Source organism: Streptococcus sp. 2020WUSS084 (assembly GCF_044427445.1).
Classification (GTDB): Bacteria; Bacillota; Bacilli; order Lactobacillales; family Streptococcaceae; genus Streptococcus; species Streptococcus suis.
On sequence record NZ_JAOTGC010000003.1, the window covers coordinates 166,625 to 189,105 of the forward strand.

A 22,481-nucleotide genomic window follows, 5' to 3' on the forward strand; every position below is an offset into this window, starting at 1 on the left:
GTAGCTATGCTAGATTTAATCGCGACACACCGGGCCCTCCACCAGATTCCAGAGCTGGGCATGGAGGAGTTCAAGACCCACGCCTTTCTCATGGAAACCATTGAGAACTTGCTGGAAGATTGCTCTTTTGCCCAAGTCCGTACATGGAAGACAGGTATCCTGGTCTATCTGACAGGTTCTGCTCCTGAAAAGACCATTGGCTGGCGGGCAGATATTGACGGCCTGCCTATCGTGGAAGAAACGGACCTGGACTTCAAGTCCCTCCACCCAGACCGGATGCACGCTTGCGGACATGATTTCCACATGACCATTGCCCTGGGGCTTTTGGAGAAAATGGCAGAGCAGCAACCGAAAAATAATCTACTTTTCTTGTTTCAGCCTGCTGAGGAAAATCTAGCAGGTGGTATGCTCATGTATGAAGCGGGGGCTTTTGGGGATTGGTTGCCAGATGAATTTTATGGGCTCCATGTCCGACCAGACCTCAAAGTCGGTCAAATGGCCACCAACCGTGCGACCCTCTTTGCTGGGACCTGTGAAGTCAAGATACGGTTTACAGGAAAGGGTGGCCACGCAGCATTTCCCCATACCGCCAATGACGCCTTGGTGGCAGCCAGCTACTTTGTGACCCAGGTCCAGTCAGTGGTCAGCCGTAACGTTGATCCGATCGAGGGAGCGGTGGTAACCTTCGGCTCCATGCACGCGGGCACGACCAACAATGTCATTGCTGAAACAGCCTTTCTGCACGGGACCATTCGGGCCTTGACTCAGAACATGAGCCTCTTGGTGCAAAAACGGGTGCGGGAAGTGGCAGAAGGGATTGCACTGTCCTTTGGAGTAGACTTGGAAATCGAGCTCAATCCAAGCGGTTATCTGCCTGTGGAGAACAATCCCCAGCTGGCGGATGAACTGATGACCTACTTTGATGGTGTTGACGGAGTGGAGATGATTGATTGTCCACCTGCCATGACGGGAGAGGACTTCGGCTACCTGCTCAACAAGGTTCCAGGTGTTATGTTCTGGTTGGGTGTGGATACGCCTTATCCCCTTCACAATCCACGTCTCAGTCCCAAAGAGGAAGTGCTTCCCTTTGCTGTGGATAAGTTGAGCGATTTTTTGAAAATGAAAGCAAACTAGACTATTTTTTCCAGTCTTTTTCTGAAAAGAAAGGAGTTTCTGTGGATAAAAAGAGCATTCGGCAAGAGGTCTTGCAGAGTTTGAAAGACCTAACTAGTAGTCAGCGAGCAAGATGGAGCCAGCGGCTAACGGAACGCCTCCTTGCTTCTGATACTTATCAGGGCGCAAAGTCGCTTGGGACCTACCTTTCCATACCCCATGAGTTCGACACTTCTTACCTGATTGAGCAGGCTCAAAAGGATGGCAAGCAGATTTTCATTCCTAAGACCTATTCACAAGGGCGTATGGATTTTGTAGAATATAATCCTGATGATTTGGTGAAATCTAGGTTTGGAGTTTGGGAACCTGGAATTTATTCACAACCTGTGGATAAGTCTGTGGTTAAGTTGATTCATGCCCCTGGTTTAGCTTGGAATCAAGCGGGTTTTCGAGTGGGCTATGGAGGTGGTTTTTACGATCGCTACCTAGCAGATTATCAGTGGGAGACAGTATCGACCTTGGCAGACTTTCAAGTCTATGATTTCGAACCAGATGTATTTGATATTCCAGTAAAGGAGTTGTTGATTTTTGAAGAACTTTTTTGATAAGCGCTATCCTGTGACCAATGGCTTGTTGGCAGTCACGGCTCTTGTTTTTCTTTTGATACAAATATTTCGATTTGGGCAGACCACTACAGCCTATACGATTTTTGAATTCGGTGGTATGTACGGTCAAGTGGTGCGGTATGATCCGACTCAGTTGTGGCGCTTGATTTCTCCTATCTTTGTCCACATTGGTTGGGAACATTTTATCTTTAACAGCATTACCTTGCTTGGTTTGGGTTATCAATTAGAAGGGCTTTTTGGGTCCCGGAGGTTCTTTCTTCTCTATCTATTATCTGGTATTATGGGGAACCTTTTTGTTCTCTTTTTTACACCAGATGTAGTTGGCGCAGGTGCGTCGACCTCGCTCTTTGGCCTATTTGCAGCCATGGCTCTTTTGAGAAAATTTAGTCGTAGCCCTTATCTACAGGTTCTTGGTCAACGCTACATGGTCCTTTTGGGATTGAACTTGGTCTTGGGACTTTTTAATCCAACCATTAGCATGGCAGGACATATTGGAGGAGCTATTGGAGGATGCTTGGTCGTGATTTTCCTTCCACCTCTTGTGGAAAAGAATCTCTTTACAGGAAAACAGATTTTTTTCAGTTTCATTGGCTATATTGGCTTGATTGTTTTTCTACTAGGGATATTCTATTTGATATAAGAAAAAAACTAGCGATTGCTAGTTTTTCTTTTTATCTAATTTTTTACCAAGATCGATTAAGTATTGTTTCAAATCATCTTTTACTTGAGGGTGTTGGAGGGCGTAGTCGATAGAAGTTTTCATGAAACCGAACTTATCCCCAACATCGTAACGGTTGCCTTTGAATTCACGAGCGAAAACACGTTGCGTTTTGTTCAGAGTATCAATGGCATCTGTCAACTGGATTTCATTGCCGGCACCTGGTTCTTGATTTTCCAAGATATTGAAGATTTCAGGCGTTAACAAGTATCGACCGATGATGGCAAGGTCAGATGGTGCATCTTCTGGTTTTGGTTTTTCCACAAAGGTTTCCACACTATAGAGACCGTTGACACCTTCACCTTGTGGAGCGATAACACCGTATGCAGAAACTTCTTCATGAGGAACAGGCATAACAGCAATGGTTGAAGCATGTGTTTTTTCATAGTCGTTCATGAGTTGCTTGGTCAATGGGACAGCTTTTGTATCTGTGATGTCCATCAAGTCATCGCCGAGCATGACAACAAATGGCTCATTTCCGACAAAGGCTTTTGCTTGAAGAACAGCATCACCAAGTCCACGTGGATGGCTTTGACGAATGAAGTGTAGTCGAATGCCTGTTGTCTCATCAACAAGTTTCAACAAATCATTTTTGCCTTTTTCTTTGAGGTTATATTCTAATTCAAAGTTTGAATCAAAGTGATCTTCGATAGAACGTTTTGACTTACCAGTGACCACCAAAATATCTTCAATACCTGAACGGAGGGCTTCTTCAACGATAAATTGGATGGTTGGCTTGTCAACGATTGGCAACATTTCTTTGGCAAGAGCCTTAGTAGCAGGCAAGAAACGTGTTCCCAAACCTGCAGCTGGGATAACGGCTTTTCTAACTTTTTTCATAAGTATGTAATCCTTTATAATTTATTTTTTGTGTTTAATAAGAATCAATGCCATTCATTTTCATGGCGGAATTCACCCGTCATGATTTCTTTGATGGCATCTTCAATACCTGCACCTTGGTAGATGACCTTGTAGATTGCTTGGGTAATAGGCATGTAAACATCTAATTCTTGAGCCAACTCATAGGCTGCCTTAGTTGTCGAAATACCTTCAATCACCATTCCCATGTTGCGTTCTACATCTTCGAGTTTTTCACCGCGACCGAGCTGATCTCCAGCTCTCCAGTTGCGGGAGTGGACAGATGTACCGGTAACAATCAAATCACCAACACCAGAAAGACCGCTGTAAGTCAGAGGATTTGCGCCCATAGCAACGCCTAGACGTGTGATTTCTGTCAAACCGCGAGCGATAATAGCTGCCTTGGCATTATCACCATAACCAAGTCCGTGTAAAGCGCCAGCGCCGACAGCAATAATATTTTTAAGGGCACCTGCTGTTTCTACACCGATGACATCATTATTTGTATAAAGTCGGAAGTAGTGGTTGCTGAAAAGATTTTGGACGTAGCTGGCTGTTTCCAAGTCTTTTGAAGCTGCAGAAATCAAGGTCAAATCACGGACGATAGTCTCTTCTGCATGACTTGGCCCTGAAACCACGACGATTTCAGAACGGAGTTCAGCAGGAATTTCTTCCTCCAGTACCTCAGACAAGCGCTTGTGACTATCAGGCTCTAAGCCTTTTGAAGCGTGCATGACAACTACCTTGTGTTTGAGAGCTTGTGCGACTTGCTTGGCAACTAGGCGTGTTACCTTGGTTGGCACAACGAAAAGAACCGCGTCAACACCGTCCAAGGCTTCAGTCAAATCCTTATATCCTTTGATGTTTTCATCTAGGATAACACCCTTGAAATAGCGCTTATTTGTATGTTCTTTATTGATTTCGTCGATTTGTTCGGGGACATTGCCCCAAATACGGACAGTATGACCGTTGTCGTTGAGAACTTGTCCTAGGGCGGTGCCCCATGAACCGGGTCCCAAGATGGCAATGGTTTGTTTGGTCATAAAAAATCCTTTCTAGTTGGTGTAATTTAGATATATTATACCATAATTGATACATAAAATCTTATATAAGTTATACAGTATATATATTATGGTTTTTGAGTAAGTAATGGTGCTGAAACAACAAAATATTTTCAGAAAAGAGCAAACGAAATAATTGACAATAGTTCCTAAGAGAACTATAATAGTTCTCATGGTAATTATTTTCGTAGAAAGGAGCTATTATGGGACACACTATTGCAGATTTTCGGAATCTATTAAATCAGATTGAACAAATCAGTGAAACCATTGCAAAGGAATATGATGTGGAACACCTAGCTGGACCACAGGGATGGGCTCTGCGTTTCATAGCAGAACGGTCTGAAGTTGAAACCTTTGTCAAAGACATTGAAGCGGAGTTGAAGATTTCCAAATCCGTTGCCAGCAATCTAGTTAAGCGAATGGAGAAAAATGACTTTATTCAGGTTTTACCTTCTCAGTTTGACAGACGCTACAAGCAGTTGGTCTTGACAGAGAAAGGTCGGAGCAAGATTTGTCACCTAAAATCCTTCCATGAGGAGATGCACCATTCTCTCTTTCGAGGTATTCAAAAGGAAGAATTTGATTTGATCAGACAGGTAGCCAATCAATTAAAAGAAAATATTCAACACTATAAGGAGAAGAATCATGTTTAAAGAAGCCATTTTACGTTACAAATGGTATGCCTTGGCATCGGTCTTGTTGACGTCTATTGTCGTAGCAACGACCTTGATGCAACCTAGTTATTTACAGGATGTATTGACTGCTGTCTTGGCCAATGATAAGGATGAGATTGTCCGTGTCGGTAAGTTCCTCTTGCTGATTGCGGGAATTGGTCTCTTGGCTGGTCTGACCAATACAATCATGGCAGCTAAGATTTCTCAGGGAGTGTCTGCGGATATTCGTGAGAAGACCTTTCGGAAAATTCAGAGCTTTTCTTATGCCAATGTAGAGGAATTTAATGCAGGGAATTTGGTGGTTCGTATGACCAACGACGTCAACCAAATTCAGAACCTTGTCATGATGCTCTTTACGATCTTGATGCGGGTACCTCTGCTCTTTGTTGGTGCCTTTATCATGGCAGTGCGCACTTTGCCAGAACTTTGGTGGATTATCGTGCTCATGATCATCATCATCATGGGAATCATGGCAGTCGTGATGGGCTTGATGGGACCGCGCTTTGGTAAATTCCAGTCCCTGATGGACAGGATGAACAGCATTGCAAAGGAAAACCTCCGTGGGATTCGTGTGGTTAAGTCCTTTGTACAGGAGAAGAATCAATACGCTAAATTTAAAGAAGTATCCAATGAGCTTTTGGATCTCAACCTCTTTATTGGTTATGGTTTTTCTATCTTGCAACCTTTGATGATGTTTATCTCCTACATGGCGATTTTTGTGTCGCTTTATCTCGTTTCAGGGATGTTAGACACTAATATCGAAGCAGTTGGGGGCTTTACTTCCTTTATGAGTTACCTCATGCAAATCATGTTTGCGATTATCATGACTAGCTTTATGGGGATGCAGGCTTCACGTGCTGCTATTTCCATTAAACGTTTGAGTGAGGTTTTAGATACAGAGCCAGCGATGACCTTTAAAGATGGTGCAAAAGAGGACTTGGATGGACGGATTGTCTTTGACAATGTTAGCTTCACCTATCCGCATGACACCGAGCCAACCTTGAAAAATATCTCCTTTGAGATTGAGTCTGGTCAGATGGTCGGTGTGGTTGGTGCAACGGGTGCGGGTAAATCAACACTAGCTCAGCTCATTCCGCGTTTGTTTGATCCACAGGAAGGGACTGTGTCAATTGGCGGTCGTGATTTGAAAGACATCAGTCAGGAAACCTTGAGAGATACAGTGTCTATCGTTTTGCAAAAAGCTATTCTCTTCTCAGGGACCATTGCGGACAATTTGCGTCAAGGTGCACCTGGTGCAGATTTGGAACGTTTGGAGCGGGCCACAGGTATTGCCCAAGCCAAAGAATTTATCGACCGCTTGGATGATACCTATGAGAGCCAAGTAGAAGAACGTGGAAATAACTTCTCAGGTGGTCAGAAACAGCGGATGTCCATTGCGCGTGGGGTGATTAGTGATCCTAAAGTCTTGGTACTAGATGATTCGACCTCAGCCCTGGATGCCAAGTCTGAGAAACTGGTCCAAGAAGCCCTCAACTATGATTTGAAGGGGACAACAACGGTCATCGTTGCTCAGAAGATTTCTTCTGTTGTCAAAGCTGATAAGATTTTGGTTCTTGATGAAGGTCGCTTGATTGGTCAAGGAACACACGCAGAATTGGTAGCGACAAATGACGTCTACCGAGAAATTTACGAAACACAGAAAGGGAAGGAGGCTTAAAAGGTCCGGGGGACCTTTTAAGGTGGGAGTTTTAGAAAGCGAAAAGCTTTCCAACGGAGGAGCAAGTGCAGTCTATATAGTACGATTGTATTTGAACTCGGTCGGAAAGCTTCGAAAAAAGATAAACCGCCTAGCGTTTCGGGACGCGGCGTTGGTTTCCTATTTTTCGGTCGCTTTCTGGACGACCTTAGTATCATGTTATGAAAACACTTAGATTTTTCTGGTTTTATTTTAAACGCTATAAGCTGTCCTTTGCTGTGATTTTTCTAGCCATTGTGACGGCGACTTATTTGCAGGTTCAGACGCCTGTTTTCCTGGGTAATGCGATTGCAGAGATGGGGAAAATTGGTCAGGCTTATTTTGCTTCGGTGCAAATGGGTCAGTCAGATTTCAAGCCTGACCTAGCTGATTTTAATGGGGTTATGCTCAATCTCTTGTTGGCCTATGTGGCGACGGTGGTGTCGACCCTGGTTTATACCCTGCTCTTTACACGCATCGTTGCTCATTCAACCAACCGTATGCGAAAAGGTCTGTTTGGTAAGTTGGAACGCTTGACAGTTGCCTTCTTTGACAGCCACAAGGATGGAGATATTCTTTCTCGTTTTACCAGTGATTTGGACAATATCCAAAATGCTTTTAACCAGTCCTTGACTCAGGTAGTGACCAATATCGCTCTTTACATCGGTATGGTTATCATGATGTTCCGTCAGGATACTCGCTTGGCTTTGGTAACTATCGCATCTACGCCAGTTGCTTTGATTGCCCTAGTGATTATCATTCGCCTGTCACGGAAATATACTGATAAGCAACAGGCTGCGGTGTCTAAACTCAATGCCTACATGGATGAGAAGATTTCAGGACAAAAAGCGATTATTGTACAGGGTGTGCAGGAAGAGACTATTGATGGTTTCTTGGAGCTCAATGAAGAAGTTCGTCGCACAACTTTCAAGGGACGTTTGTTTGGTGGGATTCTCTTTCCATTTATGAACGGTATGAGCTTGGTTAATACTGCCATTGTTATCTTTGCAGGTTCCAGCATTGTTCTCAATGATAGCTCGCTGGAAACAGCTGCCGCACTTGGTCTGGTCGTGACTTTTGTTCAATATTCGCAACAGTATTACCAGCCAATCATGCAGATTGCATCTAGCTGGGCAGAATTGCAGTTGGCTTTCACAGGTGCTCACCGTATTCAGGAAATGTTTGATGAGCCTGAGGAAGTTCGTCCTCAAAACGCTCCGCTATTTACCGAATTAAAAGAAGGTGTTGAAATCAAGGACATCGACTTTGGCTACCTGCCAGGTCAGAAGGTCTTGGACAAGGTGTCTATTTCAGCTCCTAAGGGCAAAATGGTGGCGGTCGTTGGTCCAACGGGATCTGGTAAGACTACTATTATGAACTTGATTAACCGCTTCTACGATGTCAATGGTGGTAGCGTGACCTTTGACGGTCGCGATATTCGGGAATATGATTTGGATAGTTTGCGGGATAAGGTCGGTATTGTCTTGCAGGAGTCGGTACTCTTCTCGGGTACTATTGCGGACAATATCCGCTTTGGTGATGAGAGTATTTCGCAAGAAATGGTGGAAACCGCAGCTCGTGCCACCCATATCCACGACTTTATCATGAGCTTGCCAGAGGGCTATGAAACCTTTGTGACCGATGATGAGAATGTCTTCTCGACAGGTCAGAAACAGCTGATTTCCATTGCCCGTACGCTCTTGACAGATCCACAGGTCTTGATTTTGGACGAAGCAACGTCTAACGTTGATACCGTAACGGAAGCCAAAATCCAAAAGGCCATGGAGGCCATTATCGCAGGACGGACCAGCTTCGTCATTGCCCACCGCCTCAAAACCATTCTCAATGCGGATGAAATCATCGTCCTCAAAGACGGAAAAGTCATCGAGCAAGGCAATCACAGCCAGCTCCTTAAACTCAATGGCTTCTACGCCGAACTCTATCACAATCAGTTTGTGTTTGAATAATCCACTTCGAAAACCACAGACAGACCTTGTTGACTAAATGACTTCAGTGGTGGATTTCAGTTTGTTCCCATGAAAGGTTAGAGGAACAGAATTGTATATGTGTCGCATAGTCCGATTTTGATTTTCATTGAATATAAGAATGTGAATAGCAAAAACCAGTCAATCTATTTCTGTGATTGACTGGTTTTTAAGTATTTGCCCTATAAGACTTTAAGATTAAATTGATAAATTCAGTCTTGTAAGATGGATTTTTTTGGAATGTTTTCATACTTCATCTGATACAGCTTATTTGTAATTTCCTTGTTAGTGAGTCGTTGATGACTAGGAGTCATTTTTTGTTACTAAGAAATAAGCAACTGAAAAACCGACACTAATCCCTAAGGTAATCCACCATTTGAAGGGTTGGTGCAACATCCAAGAACGGAGTCCACTAAGTAGGAAAACGATTAAGTGGAGGCCAATCAGAGTGAAAACTGTTGATTTTTTATGAAAAAGATTGGTTCGTTTCATAACTGTTTACCTCTTAAAATAAGTTTACCATTCAAAGTTTATTCGTCCATTATTCGGTACTTTATCATGTTGGTCCCAATAAGTTGCTATATGATGACCTGGTGAAAATAAATTTAATGCAAAATCCAGTACCTGATCAGATATCAATATTGACAAGCCGTAGCGAGTAATTACTTGTCTTAAACTTTCTTTTGCTGCTCGTTTACCGACAGTTTTAATTGCTCCTGCAATTCCACCAGCACCTACACCTAGTAATGCACCGAGTCCAGTATCAATTAAAGCCCCCATCTGATCAACAGTGATTCCTTGCCATGGAGAACGAGATAGGGCGTTGCTTTCTATAGGAATAGAGTAATCTCCAACAAGTTGTTTTTCAAGGGCTTTACGAATAAATGATTTTGAGACGGTTGGGTGATTACGTTTTACTTCTTCAACTAGCTGGTCTTTTTCTAATTCTGACATTTGTCGAGGTTTTCTATCATTAACTGCTGTATGATGGTGTGTTCCTTGAGCCTCAGCTAACACTGTAATTGTTGGGAAACTGCTAGAGGTTAACAGTAACAGTGTGGTAGCGAGTACGATGCGTTTAAATGATTTTTTCATGATAATGTACCTCCTTGTTGAGATAGACTAAAAAAACGAATTATTTATTTCTTTTGATAAGTTCGAAACTGCTTATCAAGTTAAAGTTTATCTAATGACAAAGTATATAGCTAAAAAATGTTATGAGATATAGCTTTTGGGTCATAGTTTAACAAGATGTAGCACAAATGCTTAACCATCTTTTTTATACTCGTGTAAAGTGTGTATGTATCTACTTCCTCTCTCCTCCACCCAACATATGGTTTCCAGTCATTTTCCTCCTTTCCAGAGTGGAGAGATGGCGGTAGCTTATTTATTTGTTGAAGATTGGTACAATCAGATTCCATCCATCTCCTAAAAGTTGAGGAGCTAGAAGGATGGTTGAGTAAGTTAAAAGCAAAAGATAGTTTTTCCAAGTTTTCATAAGAGTGCCTCCTCTCTTCATTTATTTTTTTGTTTTTCTTTATCATTATGGTATCATAAAATAAAACGTTTTCATAAAAATGTAAACATTTCTCACATTTTTTGGAGGTCTTGTATGAAATGGGATTTTGGGACAGTCTTAAAAGAAATTCGTCAGTCCAAAGGACTTAGTCAGCAGGAAGTTTGTGGAGATTCCTTGTCACGGACGACCCTATCAAAAATTGAAAATAACAAGGAGTATCCCTCTATTCACCATTTTGCTCATATCCTCCGTCAGTTGGATATGACCTTTGCGGAGTTTGACTACATCTGTCACGCTTATCAGCCTTCGGAGCGTTCTTCTATCATCCATCACTTTGAAAATCTGAAAGGACGATTTTTTTCCGAATTAGGTTGTCAAGATTTTTTGTACCAAGTAGAGCAGTATTTGAAGAAGCAAGAAGATATACGGGTTCAACGTATTGAGCAACAATTACGCTTAATCTTATCTATTTATCAAACGGGAGATGGGGAGCGAACCAGACAGTTGGTGCAAGCACTCTGGAAGGAATTGGAGAAGTCAGACACTTGGTATTTAGCTGACTTTCGTAAGTTGGGGTTGGTACTTCCTATCATTCCTGTATCTCATTTGAAAGGCTTTGTAGATAAAATCTTGCTTTCCTTGGACAAGTATAAGGACTTCAGAGATGTACAGGTTAGCCAGTTTGCTTTTGTTTATAATCTATCGACCGTTTTGCTGAAAAATGGGGAGTACTCACTAAGTATGTCTGTTATGGAGAGAGTTTACGCCATGGCTCAGGAAAGTATGCGGATTGATTATGTAGGTATGGCCAATGTTCGCATGGGTATCTTTCAGCAGGATAGAGGGATGGTGGACAAGGGGCTTGCCATTCTTCAAGCTGCGGACTTGCTGGAAATGGTTGAAAATGTAGAGAAAGAAGTCGAGGAATATTGGGATGTTTTTGGTTCGGAAGCGGTTTGAACTGATTGAGCTAGTTTCTAGTAGTAGCACCTGTTGGTCGGGTGTTTTTTTACTGAGTATCGCAGGCTTTGACGAATTAGTGTATAATAGTCCTATGATTGGAATACGAGTTTACCTTCCCTCGCAGTGTCTATCTTCGCAAGGTTGACCAAGACTTGTGGCTACGTGCAGCTCGCTTTGATGACGAGTACGCCTTTCCCTTAACAACACTTTTTGCATTTGTGACGAAAAATGCGAATGAATCTGTAGTAGGGAGTAAGCCCTAAATAATTAAAGAGGCAAATATGAAGGAATTACAATTTTTAATTTACCGAGCAGAAAATGACCAAGAAAAGGCTAGTGTTATTGTCAGTGACGAGACGATTTGGGCCAGTCAAAAGGAAATGGCAAGATTATTTGATGTTGGTGTACCAGCTATCAGCAAACATTTGAAAAATATTTTTGAAGAAGGTGAGTTGGATGAGGGAGCAACTATTTCCAAAATGGAAACAGTTCAAATCGAGGGGACTCGCGAGGTCATCAGGCAGGTTGATTATTACAATCTCGATGCCATCATTTCCGTCGGTTATCGTGTCAATTCTCAAAAGGCTACTAAGTTTAGGCAGTGGGCAACAACTGTGCTTCGAGAATACATGATTAAAGGTTTTGCCATGGATGATGAGCGTTTGAAGCAAGGCGAAAACCTGTTGGAAAAAGATTATTTCCGTGAGCTCTTAGAACGAGTTCGTTCTATCCGTGCTAGTGAACGACGAATTTGGTTACAAATCACAGATATTTTTGCAGAGATTGCGATTGATTATGACGCTAATAGCTTGATGACTAAGCAATTCTATGCTCATGTGCAAAATAAATTTCATTATGCGATTACAGGTAAAACAGCTGCAGAAATTATTTATGAAAAGGCAGACCACACCAAAGCGAACATGGGATTGGTAACCTGGAAGCACTCTCCTGACGGACGTATTTTGCAATCGGACGCTCTTGTGGCTAAAAATTATCTGAACGAAAAGGAAATTCGTTCGCTGGAACGTAGTATTTCGGGCTACTTTGACTATCTGGAGCGACAAATTGAGCAAGGAAAAACTCAGACCATGCAAGATTTGGCAGATAGCATTGATCGATTTTTAGCCTTTCAAGATTATGAACTTTTAGAGGGGTATGGTCAAATTACAAGGCAGTCAGCCAAGGAGAAAGCTCGGTCAGAATATGCAATTTTTAATAAAACCCAAAAGATAAATTCTGATTTTGAAAAATTACTAGAAGATTTATCCTCAAAATAAGCATTCGAAAGGAAAAATATGAAAATCCGTGGTTTTGAACTGGTCAGCCAGTTTACTGATGAAAATTTATTGCCAAAACGTGAGACAGCCCACGCAGCAGGTTACGACCTAAAGGCTGCGGAGAGGGTCAGCTTGGAGCCAGGAGAGATTAAACTGGTGCCAACGGGTGTCAAGGCCTATATGCAGGCTAACGAGGTCCTCTATCTCTACGACCGTTCGTCCAACCCTCGCAAGAAGGGGCTGGTCCTGATTAACTCGGTTGGGGTTATCGACGGAGACTACTACGGCAATCCAGCCAATGAAGGTCATATCTTTGCCCAGATGCGAAATATCACAGAGGAGACCGTCGTGGTGGAACCTGGCGAGCGAATTGTACAGGCTGTTTTTGCACCCTTCCTCTTGGCTGACGGCGACCAGGCCGACGGCGTTCGGACGGGCGGATTTGGTTCGACGGGGAAGTAGGAGGAAATCATCATCGCTAAGAAAAAAACAACCTTTGTCTGTCAATCCTGCGAGTACCACTCACCCAAGTATCTGGGCCGTTGCCCCAACTGTGGCTCCTGGTCTAGCTTTGTCGAGGAAGTGGAAGTCGCTGAAGTCAAGAACGAGCGGGTCAGCCTGACAGGTGAGAAGACCCGTCCCATGAAACTCAATGAAGTTTCCTCCGTTCAAGTGGCCCGCACCAAGACCAACATGGAAGAGTTCAACCGTGTCCTCGGTGGCGGTGTGGTGCCAGGCAGTCTGGTCCTGATCGGAGGTGATCCAGGGATTGGTAAATCCACCTTACTTTTACAGGTATCGACCCAGCTTTCGACCATTGGCACCGTCCTCTATGTGTCGGGGGAAGAGTCTGCCCAGCAGATTAAGTTGCGGGCGGAGCGTTTGGGCGACATCGACAGCGAGTTCTATCTCTATGCGGAGACCAATATGCAGAGCATTCGGACCGAGATTGAGAAGATTAAGCCAGATTTCCTGATTATTGACTCTATCCAGACCATTATGAGCCCTGACATCTCCAGCGTGCAAGGCTCTGTCAGTCAGGTCCGTGAAGTGACCAATGAACTCATGCAGATTGCCAAGACCAACAACATCGCAACCTTTATCGTCGGTCACATGACCAAGGAGGGAACCCTGGCTGGACCGCGGACCTTGGAGCACATGGTGGACACCGTTCTCTATTTTGAGGGCGAGCGGCAGCACACCTTCCGTATCTTGCGGGCGGTCAAAAACCGTTTTGGCTCCACCAACGAAATCGGCATTTTTGAAATGCAGTCGCAGGGTTTGGTCGAAGTCCTCAACCCTAGCGAAGTCTTTCTGGAAGAGCGTCTGGACGGGGCGACTGGCTCTGCGATTGTCGTGACCATGGAGGGCACCCGCCCGATCCTTGCAGAAGTGCAGGCCCTGGTGACCCCAACCATGTTTGGCAATGCCAAGCGGACCACGACAGGCTTGGATTTCAACCGTGCCAGCTTGATTATGGCGGTTTTGGAAAAACGGGCAGGCCTGCTCCTCCAAAACCAAGATGCCTACCTTAAGTCAGCAGGCGGTGTCAAACTGGATGAGCCAGCTATTGACCTGGCGGTCGCAGTTGCCCTTGCCTCCAGTTACAAGGATAAGCCGACCAACCCACAAGAGTGCTTTATAGGCGAAATCGGTCTGACAGGTGAAATCCGCCGCGTCAATCGGATTGAGCAACGGATTAACGAAGCCGCCAAATTGGGTTTTACCAAGGTCTATGCCCCTAAAAATTCCCTGACAGGTATCAAGGTGCCCAAGGAAATCACCGTTATCGGCGTGACAACCATTGGCGAAGTCTTGCAAAAAGTATTTAAGTAACAAAAATATTCGGGAGTGACAGCTAGTCGCTCCTCTTTTTGCGACAAATAGTTGGGAATGTGATAAGCTAGGTCTAACCTATTTCTGAAAATTTCAGAAATTCTCATCAGACAAGGAGGTCCTATGTCTTATTTTCAAAACTTTATGAAGGCCAACAAGGCCTATGTTGACCTGCATGGTGATTACCATTTGCCTCTTCGTCCAAAGACCAAGGTGGCTATCGTGACCTGTATGGACTCACGGCTTCACGTGGCGCAGGCCTTGGGCTTGGCTCTGGGTGATGCCCACATTTTGCGGAATGCGGGTGGGCGCGTGACGGAGGACATGATTCGCTCGCTGGTCATTTCCCAGCAGCAGCTCGGCACAAGGGAAATCGTGGTGCTCCACCATACAGACTGCGGTGCCCAGACCTTTACCAATGAGGACTTTGCGGTCCAACTCAAGCGGGATTTGGGAGTGGATGTGGCTGGTCAGGACTTTCTTCCTTTTACAGACATTGAAGAAAGCGTGCGGGAGGATATTGCTCTCTTGAAACAATCTCCGCTCATACCTGACGACGTTGAAATTTCTGGTGCGGTTTATGATGTGGATACGGGTCGTATGACAGAAGTTATATAGGAATGCTCAGGAAATTCGGTTTTTCCTGTAAATTTTATCTGAATGGCCGAGAAATCCTTGACAAGTTTTTTTGAATGAGATAAAATTGTATTATCACAACAGAACAAACAAAGAGATAAATGATACTTAGTTTATTTTAGCTTGTTCTAGGTTTATTATGGCTATCCTGTGGTTAACAGGATCTTTCGTAAAAAATAGGAGTCAACTATGTCAGACAATCGGATGAAATATACTATCGATAGTAATATGCAGTTTCCTTTGGTGGAAATCGCCTTGGAAGCTGGTGAATCAGCTTATATTCAACAGGGGAGCATGGTCTACCATACGCCGAGTGTGACCTTGAATACCAAGCTCAATGCGCGTGGTGGTTCAGGTTTTGGTAAATTGATGGGGGCCATCGGTCGGTCAATGGTATCAGGCGAATCTATGTTTATCACGCAAGCCATTTCCAATAGTGACGATGGAAAAATTGCCCTTGCGCCTTCAACACCAGGTCAGGTTATTGCCTTGGAACTTGGTGCAGAGCAATATCGACTAAATGATGGTGCCTTCCTGGCCCTTGATGGTTCTGCTCAATATAAAATGGAACGCCAGAGTGTTGGGAAAGCTTTCTTTGGTGGTCAGGGTGGACTCTTTGTGATGACGACAGAGGGGCGCGGAACACTTTTGGCGAATGCATTTGGTTCTATTAAGAAGCTGACTTTGGATGGTGGAAGCATCACCATCGACAATGCTCATGTGGTTGCTTGGAGTCGTGATTTGGACTACAATATCCATATGGAGAATGGTTTCCTCCAATCTATTGGTACAGGTGAAGGAATCGTTAATACCTTTACTGGTTATGGAGAAATCTATGTACAGAGTTTGAACATTGAGACCTTTGCTCAGGTCATTGGCAATCATATTGTCGGTGCAGGTGGTGACGGTGGTGGTGGAAGCACATCATTGCTGGATGCGATTTTTTAAGAAGAAAAACTCTGCAATTTTCAAAATCATATAATAAAAATAAAGTCCCTCGCGTAATGCAAGGGACTTTTCTTAGTTTATTTCTACCACTTACCTGTCTAATTTTGCCACTTACTGAAATGCCCTTGTAATTGGATGTCGAACTGGTATAATAGAGCTATCAAAAAGGAGGGAGCTATGAAAGTTAGGATTGAATTTGATGACAGCTTAGATCAGGTTGAAGTTGTTATCCGAACCAGTCAGCTGGGACCAGAGATTGAACAGATTCAGCAAGCTTTGCAACAAGTTAGTCGTCCCTCGCTTGTTTTTTACAAGGGGAGCAGCGAGTATTTTCTTTCATTGGGTGACATACTTTTCTTTGAAACGGACGGAACCAAGATTTTTGCTCATACAGGCGATGATGCCTACGAGGTTAAGATGAAGCTCTATGAACTTGAGGAGCATTTGCCCATCTACTTTTGTAGGGTAGCTAAGTCAACCATTGTCAATAGCAAGTTAGTCTATTCGCTAAATAAGTCCTTCTCGGGCACCAGTCGGATCTCCTTCTATAAGACTCACAAGGAAGTCCACGTTTCGCGACATTATTACCATTTATTAAAAGAAAAGTTACAGGAAATGAGGTAGGAAGATGAAAAAATATGGTTTAGGGATTGCCCTGCTGGTCCTAGCAGTCTTGGTCCTAGTTAGGGATTCACTGGGTTTGCATTTAGCTATGCCATTTTGGACAACAGTCTGGTTTGTTTTAACCTTTGTGACTGGTTTTCACCGCTTGGTGAAGCTGGATTGGCTTGCCAGTGTCTTTTGTTTCGGGCTAGCTTTTATAGCTGCCAACTCTGTCTATGAATGGGTGGAATTTGGGACCTGGAATATGGTTCTGTCACTTGTCCTGCTGTGCCTTGGCTTGAAACTGATTTTTAAACCCAAGAAGCGCAGACCGGCTCATGGAGTTGGTACAGGGGTGATTGGCGACAAGGGGCGTGATACAGCTTTTGGTTCCTCGACTCGTTATATCCATGAGGAGAATTTTATTCATGACAGTGTTGATGTAGCCTTTGGATCTAGTACGATCTATTTTGATCAGGCGGTGATTCTAGATGATAAGGCAGATTTTTATATCGATGCGGCCTTTTCAAATATCACACTCTACCTGCCTACTGACTGGCAAGCGGTAGTAGAGTTGGATAGCGCCATGTCAACAACTAACAATTATGCATCTGAGCCAAAAGAAAAGGTTCTCTTGGTAACGGGTGATATGGCATTTTCTACATTAAATATTTACTCTATGTAAAAGAATAATCACAGAGGAAAGTCTAGCCAGGCTCCTCTGTAAGACAAAATATCTGAATATTCTGGAAATTAAACAAAGAAAGGGATTATCATGAAAAAGATTTTGAAAAATGCTACCTACCTATGGGTACTGACGGCGGATATGCTGTCCAATTTTGGCGATGTTGTCTATTATCTGGCCCTGATGAACTATGTCTTGCTGGTGCCCAACAGCCGTCTGGCGCTGGCAATCGTGACCTTCTCAGAAATCTTCCCTAGCTTTATGGGCCTCTTCACAGGCTATCTGGCAGACAAGACAGTCAACAAGATTGGCACTATCAAGCTGACCCTCCTCTTTCGTGTGGCCCTCTACGTCATCCTCGGATTCTGCATGGGCTTTGAGCCAGCCCTCTGGATTGTCGTGGTAGCTGCAACTTTCAATGTTTTTGCAGACTTCGCTGGCTTCTATGAAAACGGCCTCTATACACCTCTGGGATTGCGCGTAGCGCCCAAGGAAGAGCGGGAGCAGTACTCGGCCTTTCGCCAGACCGTTACCAGTATCCTCAACATCGCCTTTCAGGCCCTCTCTGCTCTCTTGGTCGGCCTCCTCTCCTACCAAAACCTGGCCTTTCTCAACGCCGGCACCTTTTTAGTCTCCCTCCTCATCATGCAGTTGCTGACGCCAGCCTTTCGCAAACTCCTGACGGAGCAGCCTTTGAAAATAGCAGAGCAGCCGAGCCAGTCCGATCCAGAAACCAAGGGTCCGGGCATTCTAGCCTCTTTCAAGCAAGCCATCGTGGAGCTGCGCAAGATCCCCGAGTTCCGCCTGGTCTTGATTACCAACCCTCTTATCAACGCCTGTGGAGCGATTCTCTATCCTATTCTGGTCCTGCTGATTAGCGAAGACCCAGGCCTCGTCTTCCTCAATGTTGAAACAACCCTTGCCCTGACTATTCTAATCTTCTTTATCGGACATATTCTGGGCTCGACCTTGGTCTTTACCCTTTTCAAAAAGACCAGCATGGTGACGCTGGAAGTGGCAGCCACCTTCTCTCTACTTGGCGTTTTTGTCGGAATGTTGCTACATCAACTGCCAATTATTTTCTTCTTCCTTACTACAATGGGAATTAGTTCTGGAGCTAGTGGACCTAAGTTTAACGCTAAGTTTGTCAATTCTATGCCAGAGGAGCAGTTGGCGACCATTGGCGGAGCGGTATCGACCTACTTCATGTTGGGCCAAGCCTTTACTCGATTGTTGGTTTCGGGTTTGGTCTTAATCTTGACTGTCAATCAGATTAGCGGACTTTTCCTAGCTGCAACTGGTTTGTTAGTCCTCTATGTCTTCTACTGGCTGGCACGCAACCAAAAAACACCTCAAAATCCGCCCAACTAGGCTGATTTTTCTGTTTTCTTATGCATATCTATGCTATAATGTTCTTGATTGAAATTTTACAGGAGAGAAACATGACTAAACCAATTCGCGTGCGTTACGCACCAAGTCCAACGGGACTTTTACATATCGGAAATGCTCGTACAGCATTGTTTAACTATCTTTTTGCCCGTCATCATGGCGGAACGTTCCTCATTCGTATCGAAGATACAGACCGCAAACGCCATGTGGAAGACGGCGAGCGTTCTCAGCTGGAAAACCTGCGTTGGTTGGGGATTGACTGGGATGAAAGTCCAGAAACCCATGAGCAATACCGTCAGTCTGAGCGTTTGGATATTTACCAAAAGTATGTTGATCAGCTCTTGGCAGAAGGCAAGGCCTACAAGTCTTACGTGACAGAAGAAGAGTTGGCGGCGGAGCGTGAGCGTCAGGAAGCTGCAGGCGAAACACCTCGCTATATCAATGAATACCTGGGTATGTCTGAAGATGAAAAAACGGCCTACATCACAGAGCGTGAGGCGGCTGGCATTGTCCCAACTGTCCGCTTGGCTGTCAACGAAACAGGTATCTACAAATGGAATGACATGGTTAAGGGCGAAATCGAGTTCGAAGGTGGCAACATCGGTGGTGACTGGGTTATCCAGAAACGTGACGGTTACCCAACCTACAACTTTGCCGTGGTCATTGATGATCATTTGATGGAAATCTCGCACGTTATCCGTGGGGACGACCACATTGCCAATACGCCTAAGCAATTGATGGTCTATGAAGCACTTGGTTGGGAAGCACCAGAATTTGGTCACATGACGCTTATTATCAATTCTGAAACTGGTAAAAAACTGTCTAAACGTGATACCAACACCCTTCAGTTCATCGAAGATTACCGTCGTAAAGGTTACATGCCTGAAGCTGTTTTCAACTTTATCGGTCTTTTGGGTTGGAACCCTGGTGGTGAGGAGGAAATCTTCTCCCGTGAGCAATTTATCCAACTCTTTGACGAGAACCGTCTCAGCAAATCGCCAGCTGCCTTTGACCAGAAGAAAATGGACTGGATGAGCAATGAGTACATCAAAAATGCTGATTTAGAAACTATTTTCAACCTTGCCAAACCATTCTTGGAAGAAGCGGGGCGTTTGACAGACAAGGCGGAGAAATTGGTGGAACTTTATAAGCCACAGATGTCATCTGCGGATGAAATCGTTGGTTTGACAGACCTCTTCTTCTCAGATTTCCCAGAATTGACTGCGGAAGAAAAAGAAGTGATGGCAGGTGAGACTGTTCCGACTGTTCTCAACGCCCTCAAGGAAAAATTGGAAGCCATGACGGACGAAGATTTCCAACCAGATAATATCTTCCCACAAATCAAGGCTGTCCAAAAAGAGACAGGTATCAAGGGCAAAAACCTCTTCATGCCAATCCGTATCGCTGTCTCAGGCGAAATGCACGGACCAGAGTTGCCAAACACCATTTACCTGCTCGGCCGTGAAAAATCCATCCAGCATATTGACAATATGTTGAAATCTTTGTAAGACAAGTAATCCCCGCTGTCCTGTGACGGCGGGGATTTTGCTAGTAGTTCGATAATTTTTCCTCAATCTGCTGGAGTAGATTTTCTAGATTTTCCTTCTGTTCTTGGAGCAGGAGGATTTGTTTTTCACGGTCGGCAATTTCATCCAGTATGACCTGTTTGTTTTCTTTTAGCTGTTCGAGACTGCCGCATTTGGTGTCATGTAGTTCCTTGATGCGGATAATGGCTTTGACGGATAAACCTAATTGGCGAAGTCCTAGGATATTTTCTAGGTTGTTGATTTCTTCTTCGTTCCAGTAGTAATTGCCGTCAATCAGTTGCGGTTGTAAGAGTCCTTGTTCTGTGTAGAAACGAAGCGTATCCCGTTTGATACCGAATTGTTGCATGACCTGTCCTGTTTTCATAATGTCCTCTTGACAGGGGCTTAGCCCCTCATGATAAATTGATAGGGAAAGGAGTTCTAGATGATTATTGTTGTTAAATGCTTGATTGTGCTCTACTTGGGGCTACTGCCTGTATCTGCTTGGGTATATCGCAAGCAACTTCCTAACTGGTTACTGGTTTTATATGCTTGCCCAGTTCTGCTCAGTTTATTGGGCTGGCAGACAGTTTGGGGATGTATCTTGGGTTTAATCTTAGCTTGCGGGGTGAGAGTGATAGGCGGTCGTGTTCTTTTTGGAAAAAAATCGTCTCAGTCACTTTTTATCTCATCTTTTACTGAGTTTCATTCTCACTCTGGCTCTTTTAGCTTTCTAAAAACAAGCTCTTCACATAGTCCGTCTGCCTTGGAATGACTAGCTCTGTTTCCAGAAAATCTTTCAAATTTTCTTGTGGGACCCAGATGTAGTTGCTGGTTTCGTTGGCTTGGAGTTGGATAGCAGCTTTGTCCCAGTCGGTTTCAGCCCAGTAGCAGTGGAAAATGCACTGATCGTCATGGGCGACAAAGTGTGTATGGTGGCGGAGCTGGTCAGCTGTCAGCTCAATGCCTGTCTCTTCGCGGACTTCGCGTAAAATAGCCTGCTCTGCTATTTCCCCAAACAATGCCGAACCTCCTGCTGTCGCTTCATAATAGTCAGGGTAGGAGGGCTTGGTGCTGTCGCGTTTCATGAAGAGGGTGCTGCCGTCGCGGTGGCGGATGATGCACTCGACGACCAGGTGGTAGAGGCCGTGGGGAATGGATTCTCCGCGTGTGAGGGTGTGGTCGGTCAAGTGACCGTCGGCTGTGTAGGCATTCCAAGTTTCCATTTCATTCTCCTGTCAATTTTGTAGTTATTCAGTATAGCACATCTGTAAGTGTAAGGCAACATGTTTTGTTTTTGTACGGACAAGTGTTATACTGGGGCTACTAACTCAAAGGAGAAATCAATGCAAACCATTATCCCACATCTCTGGTACGATACAGAGGCAAAAGAAGCGGTAGCTTTCTATGTAGAACTCTTCGGTGGCAAGATTGACTGGACCTACACCATTACGGATACGCCTTCGGGTGATTCGGATTTGATTCAGTTTCAACTGGGCGATATGACCTTGGCAGCTATTAGTGCGGGTCCATACTTTAAGCTCAATGAGTCCATGTCCCTTATGGTCAATGTAGCCAGCAAGGATGAAGTGACACGTTTGTACCAAGCCTTGTCAGAAGGTGGTCGTATTCTCATGCCTTTGGGAGAATATCCCTTCAGCCCTTACTATGTCTGGTTGGAAGACCGCTTTGGTCTGTCTTGGCAACTGTCTTATGCACCGGACTTGGACAAGCCTTATCAGTTTGACATCTGCCTGCTCTTCTCACAGGAACAGGTTGGTTTGGCTCATCCTATGTTGGACTACTACAAGGACAAGCTCCCTCAGGCTAGTGTTGGCCAACTTTCCTACTATGGCGAAGGTGAGGCTGCTGTTGAGGCTGCCAAACTGAATTATGCGGAACTTCTTGTCGGTGGACAGAAACTGATTGTCATGGACCACGGTTACGGTGGCGAAGCTTCATTCAACGAAGCCTTCTCGCTCATGGTCTATGTAGACAGTCAGGAAGAAGCGGAGAGCTGGTATGAAAAAGTGTCAGCAGTTCCAGAAGCGGAGATTTGCGGTTGGGCCAAGGACCAGTTTGGGATTTCTTGGCAAATTGTGCCGCGTATTTTGATGGAGGCATACGATACGGCTAGCCCAGAAAAGGTCAAGGCAGTCAATGCAGCGGTGATGACCATGAAACGTTTGGACATTGCGGTTATTCAAGCATTGCTAAACTAGCAGATGATAACGGAGACTGCCCAAATTTCAAGTTGAAGTTAGCCACCCAAAAGAAATTCACTTGGCGACTTGTAGTCCAAGCATTTTTTAGGGTAGTTGTTAATCCAATTTTCGATAAAAGCGACTTCTTTCGGAGTCGTTTTCTT

General features: G+C 44.4%; 24 protein-coding genes and 1 pseudogene. 18 read left to right on the forward strand and 7 right to left on the reverse strand.

Annotated elements, in window-relative coordinates:
* The first annotated feature begins 6 nt into the window (after positions 1-6).
* The 3 genes from ODU50_RS03145 to ODU50_RS03155 are packed head-to-tail and all read left to right on the forward strand — an operon-like array spanning position 7 to position 2,379.
* Positions 7-1,134 carry an N-acetyldiaminopimelate deacetylase gene (locus ODU50_RS03145; RefSeq protein WP_105153088.1) on the forward strand — a complete coding sequence of 376 codons (1,128 nt, stop codon included), beginning with the start codon at positions 7-9 and terminating at the stop codon, positions 1,132-1,134.
* A gap of 41 nt (positions 1,135-1,175) precedes the next feature.
* Positions 1,176-1,718 (forward strand): 5-formyltetrahydrofolate cyclo-ligase, encoded by a 543-nt coding sequence (locus tag ODU50_RS03150; RefSeq protein ID WP_105153087.1) that lies wholly within the window; start codon positions 1,176-1,178, stop codon positions 1,716-1,718.
* The gene (locus tag ODU50_RS03155) at positions 1,702-2,379 is read left to right on the forward strand and encodes a rhomboid family intramembrane serine protease (RefSeq protein ID WP_105153086.1); all 678 of its coding nucleotides are present in this window, start codon (positions 1,702-1,704) and stop codon (positions 2,377-2,379) included. Before ODU50_RS03150 ends, ODU50_RS03155 begins: the two co-directional genes overlap by 17 nt.
* A gap of 18 nt (positions 2,380-2,397) precedes the next feature.
* Here the strand turns inward: ODU50_RS03155 and galU are convergent, their stop codons facing one another.
* On the reverse strand, positions 2,398-3,297 hold the full coding sequence (galU, locus tag ODU50_RS03160) for a UTP--glucose-1-phosphate uridylyltransferase GalU (RefSeq protein WP_105153085.1): 900 nt from the start codon (positions 3,295-3,297) through the stop codon (positions 2,398-2,400).
* Between the two features lie 44 nt (positions 3,298-3,341).
* Positions 3,342-4,358, reverse strand: a complete 1,017-nt coding sequence (locus ODU50_RS03165; protein WP_105095017.1) for an NAD(P)H-dependent glycerol-3-phosphate dehydrogenase — start codon at positions 4,356-4,358, stop codon at positions 3,342-3,344.
* Between the two features lie 221 nt (positions 4,359-4,579).
* Between ODU50_RS03165 and ODU50_RS03170 the strand changes: the two genes are divergently transcribed.
* The 3 genes from ODU50_RS03170 to ODU50_RS03180 all read left to right on the forward strand — a co-directional run bounded on the left by ODU50_RS03170 (position 4,580) and on the right by ODU50_RS03180 (position 8,713).
* Positions 4,580-5,029 carry a MarR family winged helix-turn-helix transcriptional regulator gene (locus ODU50_RS03170; protein WP_105153084.1) on the forward strand — a complete coding sequence of 150 codons (450 nt, stop codon included), beginning with the start codon at positions 4,580-4,582 and terminating at the stop codon, positions 5,027-5,029.
* Positions 5,022-6,728, forward strand: a complete 1,707-nt coding sequence (locus ODU50_RS03175) for an ABC transporter ATP-binding protein (protein ID WP_398581311.1) — start codon at positions 5,022-5,024, stop codon at positions 6,726-6,728. Before ODU50_RS03170 ends, ODU50_RS03175 begins: the two co-directional genes overlap by 8 nt.
* A gap of 200 nt (positions 6,729-6,928) precedes the next feature.
* Complete coding sequence (locus ODU50_RS03180) at positions 6,929-8,713, forward strand: ABC transporter ATP-binding protein (RefSeq protein ID WP_105121275.1); 1,785 nt, start codon at positions 6,929-6,931, stop codon at positions 8,711-8,713.
* Positions 8,714-9,034: 321 nt separating this feature from the next.
* Here the strand turns inward: ODU50_RS03180 and ODU50_RS03185 are convergent, their stop codons facing one another.
* Entirely contained in the window at positions 9,035-9,223 is a 189-nt protein-coding gene (locus ODU50_RS03185; RefSeq protein ID WP_029172888.1) for a hypothetical protein, read from the reverse strand.
* A 24-nt stretch (positions 9,224-9,247) separates the two neighbouring features.
* The gene (locus ODU50_RS03190; protein WP_032498661.1) at positions 9,248-9,826 is read right to left on the reverse strand and encodes a hypothetical protein; all 579 of its coding nucleotides are present in this window, start codon (positions 9,824-9,826) and stop codon (positions 9,248-9,250) included.
* 517 nt (positions 9,827-10,343) lie between these two features.
* Here ODU50_RS03190 and ODU50_RS03195 point away from each other — a divergent pair.
* The 11 genes from ODU50_RS03195 to gltX all read left to right on the forward strand — a co-directional run bounded on the left by ODU50_RS03195 (position 10,344) and on the right by gltX (position 20,095).
* Positions 10,344-11,210 carry a helix-turn-helix domain-containing protein gene (locus tag ODU50_RS03195; protein ID WP_105121276.1) on the forward strand — a complete coding sequence of 289 codons (867 nt, stop codon included), beginning with the start codon at positions 10,344-10,346 and terminating at the stop codon, positions 11,208-11,210.
* Positions 11,211-11,308: 98 nt separating this feature from the next.
* Positions 11,309-11,476, forward strand: coding sequence for a hypothetical protein (locus ODU50_RS03200; protein ID WP_162495497.1), 168 nt, complete (start codon positions 11,309-11,311; stop codon positions 11,474-11,476).
* Positions 11,477-11,494: 18 nt separating this feature from the next.
* Positions 11,495-12,490 carry a virulence RhuM family protein gene (locus ODU50_RS03205; protein ID WP_105121277.1) on the forward strand — a complete coding sequence of 332 codons (996 nt, stop codon included), beginning with the start codon at positions 11,495-11,497 and terminating at the stop codon, positions 12,488-12,490.
* Positions 12,491-12,508: 18 nt separating this feature from the next.
* Positions 12,509-12,952: a dUTP diphosphatase gene (locus tag ODU50_RS03210; RefSeq protein ID WP_053867472.1), complete on the forward strand. Its 444-nt coding sequence runs from the start codon at positions 12,509-12,511 to the stop codon at positions 12,950-12,952.
* Between the two features lie 6 nt (positions 12,953-12,958).
* Complete coding sequence (gene radA / locus ODU50_RS03215) at positions 12,959-14,326, forward strand: DNA repair protein RadA (protein ID WP_105153082.1); 1,368 nt, start codon at positions 12,959-12,961, stop codon at positions 14,324-14,326.
* A 123-nt stretch (positions 14,327-14,449) separates the two neighbouring features.
* Positions 14,450-14,944: a carbonic anhydrase gene (locus tag ODU50_RS03220; protein WP_014638738.1), complete on the forward strand. Its 495-nt coding sequence runs from the start codon at positions 14,450-14,452 to the stop codon at positions 14,942-14,944.
* A gap of 207 nt (positions 14,945-15,151) precedes the next feature.
* Positions 15,152-15,910, forward strand: a complete 759-nt coding sequence (locus tag ODU50_RS03225) for a TIGR00266 family protein (RefSeq protein WP_013730631.1) — start codon at positions 15,152-15,154, stop codon at positions 15,908-15,910.
* 177 nt (positions 15,911-16,087) lie between these two features.
* Positions 16,088-16,534 (forward strand): LytTR family DNA-binding domain-containing protein, encoded by a 447-nt coding sequence (locus ODU50_RS03230; protein ID WP_012775372.1) that lies wholly within the window; start codon positions 16,088-16,090, stop codon positions 16,532-16,534.
* A 4-nt stretch (positions 16,535-16,538) separates the two neighbouring features.
* Positions 16,539-17,198: a LiaF transmembrane domain-containing protein gene (locus ODU50_RS03235; RefSeq protein WP_105153081.1), complete on the forward strand. Its 660-nt coding sequence runs from the start codon at positions 16,539-16,541 to the stop codon at positions 17,196-17,198.
* A 90-nt stretch (positions 17,199-17,288) separates the two neighbouring features.
* Entirely contained in the window at positions 17,289-18,569 is a 1,281-nt protein-coding gene (locus ODU50_RS03240; protein ID WP_105153080.1) for an MFS transporter, read from the forward strand.
* A gap of 71 nt (positions 18,570-18,640) precedes the next feature.
* Positions 18,641-20,095, forward strand: coding sequence for a glutamate--tRNA ligase (gene gltX, locus ODU50_RS03245; RefSeq protein ID WP_105142405.1), 1,455 nt, complete (start codon positions 18,641-18,643; stop codon positions 20,093-20,095).
* A 40-nt stretch (positions 20,096-20,135) separates the two neighbouring features.
* Here the strand turns inward: gltX and ODU50_RS03250 are convergent, their stop codons facing one another.
* A complete protein-coding gene (locus tag ODU50_RS03250) occupies positions 20,136-20,498 on the reverse strand; it encodes a MerR family transcriptional regulator (protein ID WP_105153079.1) in 363 nt (120 codons plus the stop codon).
* A 340-nt stretch (positions 20,499-20,838) separates the two neighbouring features.
* Positions 20,839-21,339 carry an NUDIX domain-containing protein gene (locus ODU50_RS03255; protein ID WP_105153078.1) on the reverse strand — a complete coding sequence of 167 codons (501 nt, stop codon included), beginning with the start codon at positions 21,337-21,339 and terminating at the stop codon, positions 20,839-20,841.
* Positions 21,340-21,459: 120 nt separating this feature from the next.
* On the opposite strand from ODU50_RS03255, the gene ODU50_RS03260 reads away from it, so the two are divergent.
* Positions 21,460-22,335, forward strand: coding sequence for a VOC family protein (locus ODU50_RS03260; protein ID WP_105153077.1), 876 nt, complete (start codon positions 21,460-21,462; stop codon positions 22,333-22,335).
* A gap of 38 nt (positions 22,336-22,373) precedes the next feature.
* Here the strand turns inward: ODU50_RS03260 and ODU50_RS03265 are convergent.
* Positions 22,374-22,481 (reverse strand): annotated as a pseudogene (locus ODU50_RS03265) (IS30 family transposase); the annotation flags it as partial.

Coding starts and splice junctions, on each gene's coding strand:
- ODU50_RS03185 (WP_029172888.1), bottom strand. CDS start 9,223: ATGAAACGAACCAATCTTTTTCATAAAAAATCAACAGTTTTCACTCTG.
- ODU50_RS03165 (WP_105095017.1), bottom strand. CDS start 4,358: ATGACCAAACAAACCATTGCCATCTTGGGACCCGGTTCATGGGGCACC.
- ODU50_RS03225 (WP_013730631.1), top strand. CDS start 15,152: ATGTCAGACAATCGGATGAAATATACTATCGATAGTAATATGCAGTTT.
- ODU50_RS03255 (WP_105153078.1), bottom strand. CDS start 21,339: ATGGAAACTTGGAATGCCTACACAGCCGACGGTCACTTGACCGACCAC.
- ODU50_RS03145 (WP_105153088.1), top strand. CDS start 7: ATGCTAGATTTAATCGCGACACACCGGGCCCTCCACCAGATTCCAGAG.
- ODU50_RS03190 (WP_032498661.1), bottom strand. CDS start 9,826: ATGAAAAAATCATTTAAACGCATCGTACTCGCTACCACACTGTTACTG.
- gltX (WP_105142405.1), top strand. CDS start 18,641: ATGACTAAACCAATTCGCGTGCGTTACGCACCAAGTCCAACGGGACTT.
- ODU50_RS03210 (WP_053867472.1), top strand. CDS start 12,509: ATGAAAATCCGTGGTTTTGAACTGGTCAGCCAGTTTACTGATGAAAAT.
- ODU50_RS03240 (WP_105153080.1), top strand. CDS start 17,289: ATGAAAAAGATTTTGAAAAATGCTACCTACCTATGGGTACTGACGGCG.
- ODU50_RS03180 (WP_105121275.1), top strand. CDS start 6,929: ATGAAAACACTTAGATTTTTCTGGTTTTATTTTAAACGCTATAAGCTG.
- ODU50_RS03250 (WP_105153079.1), bottom strand. CDS start 20,498: ATGAAAACAGGACAGGTCATGCAACAATTCGGTATCAAACGGGATACG.
- galU (WP_105153085.1), bottom strand. CDS start 3,297: ATGAAAAAAGTTAGAAAAGCCGTTATCCCAGCTGCAGGTTTGGGAACA.
- ODU50_RS03260 (WP_105153077.1), top strand. CDS start 21,460: ATGCAAACCATTATCCCACATCTCTGGTACGATACAGAGGCAAAAGAA.
- ODU50_RS03220 (WP_014638738.1), top strand. CDS start 14,450: ATGTCTTATTTTCAAAACTTTATGAAGGCCAACAAGGCCTATGTTGAC.
- ODU50_RS03175 (WP_398581311.1), top strand. CDS start 5,022: ATGTTTAAAGAAGCCATTTTACGTTACAAATGGTATGCCTTGGCATCG.
- ODU50_RS03205 (WP_105121277.1), top strand. CDS start 11,495: ATGAAGGAATTACAATTTTTAATTTACCGAGCAGAAAATGACCAAGAA.
- ODU50_RS03235 (WP_105153081.1), top strand. CDS start 16,539: ATGAAAAAATATGGTTTAGGGATTGCCCTGCTGGTCCTAGCAGTCTTG.
- ODU50_RS03170 (WP_105153084.1), top strand. CDS start 4,580: ATGGGACACACTATTGCAGATTTTCGGAATCTATTAAATCAGATTGAA.
- ODU50_RS03230 (WP_012775372.1), top strand. CDS start 16,088: ATGAAAGTTAGGATTGAATTTGATGACAGCTTAGATCAGGTTGAAGTT.
- ODU50_RS03195 (WP_105121276.1), top strand. CDS start 10,344: ATGAAATGGGATTTTGGGACAGTCTTAAAAGAAATTCGTCAGTCCAAA.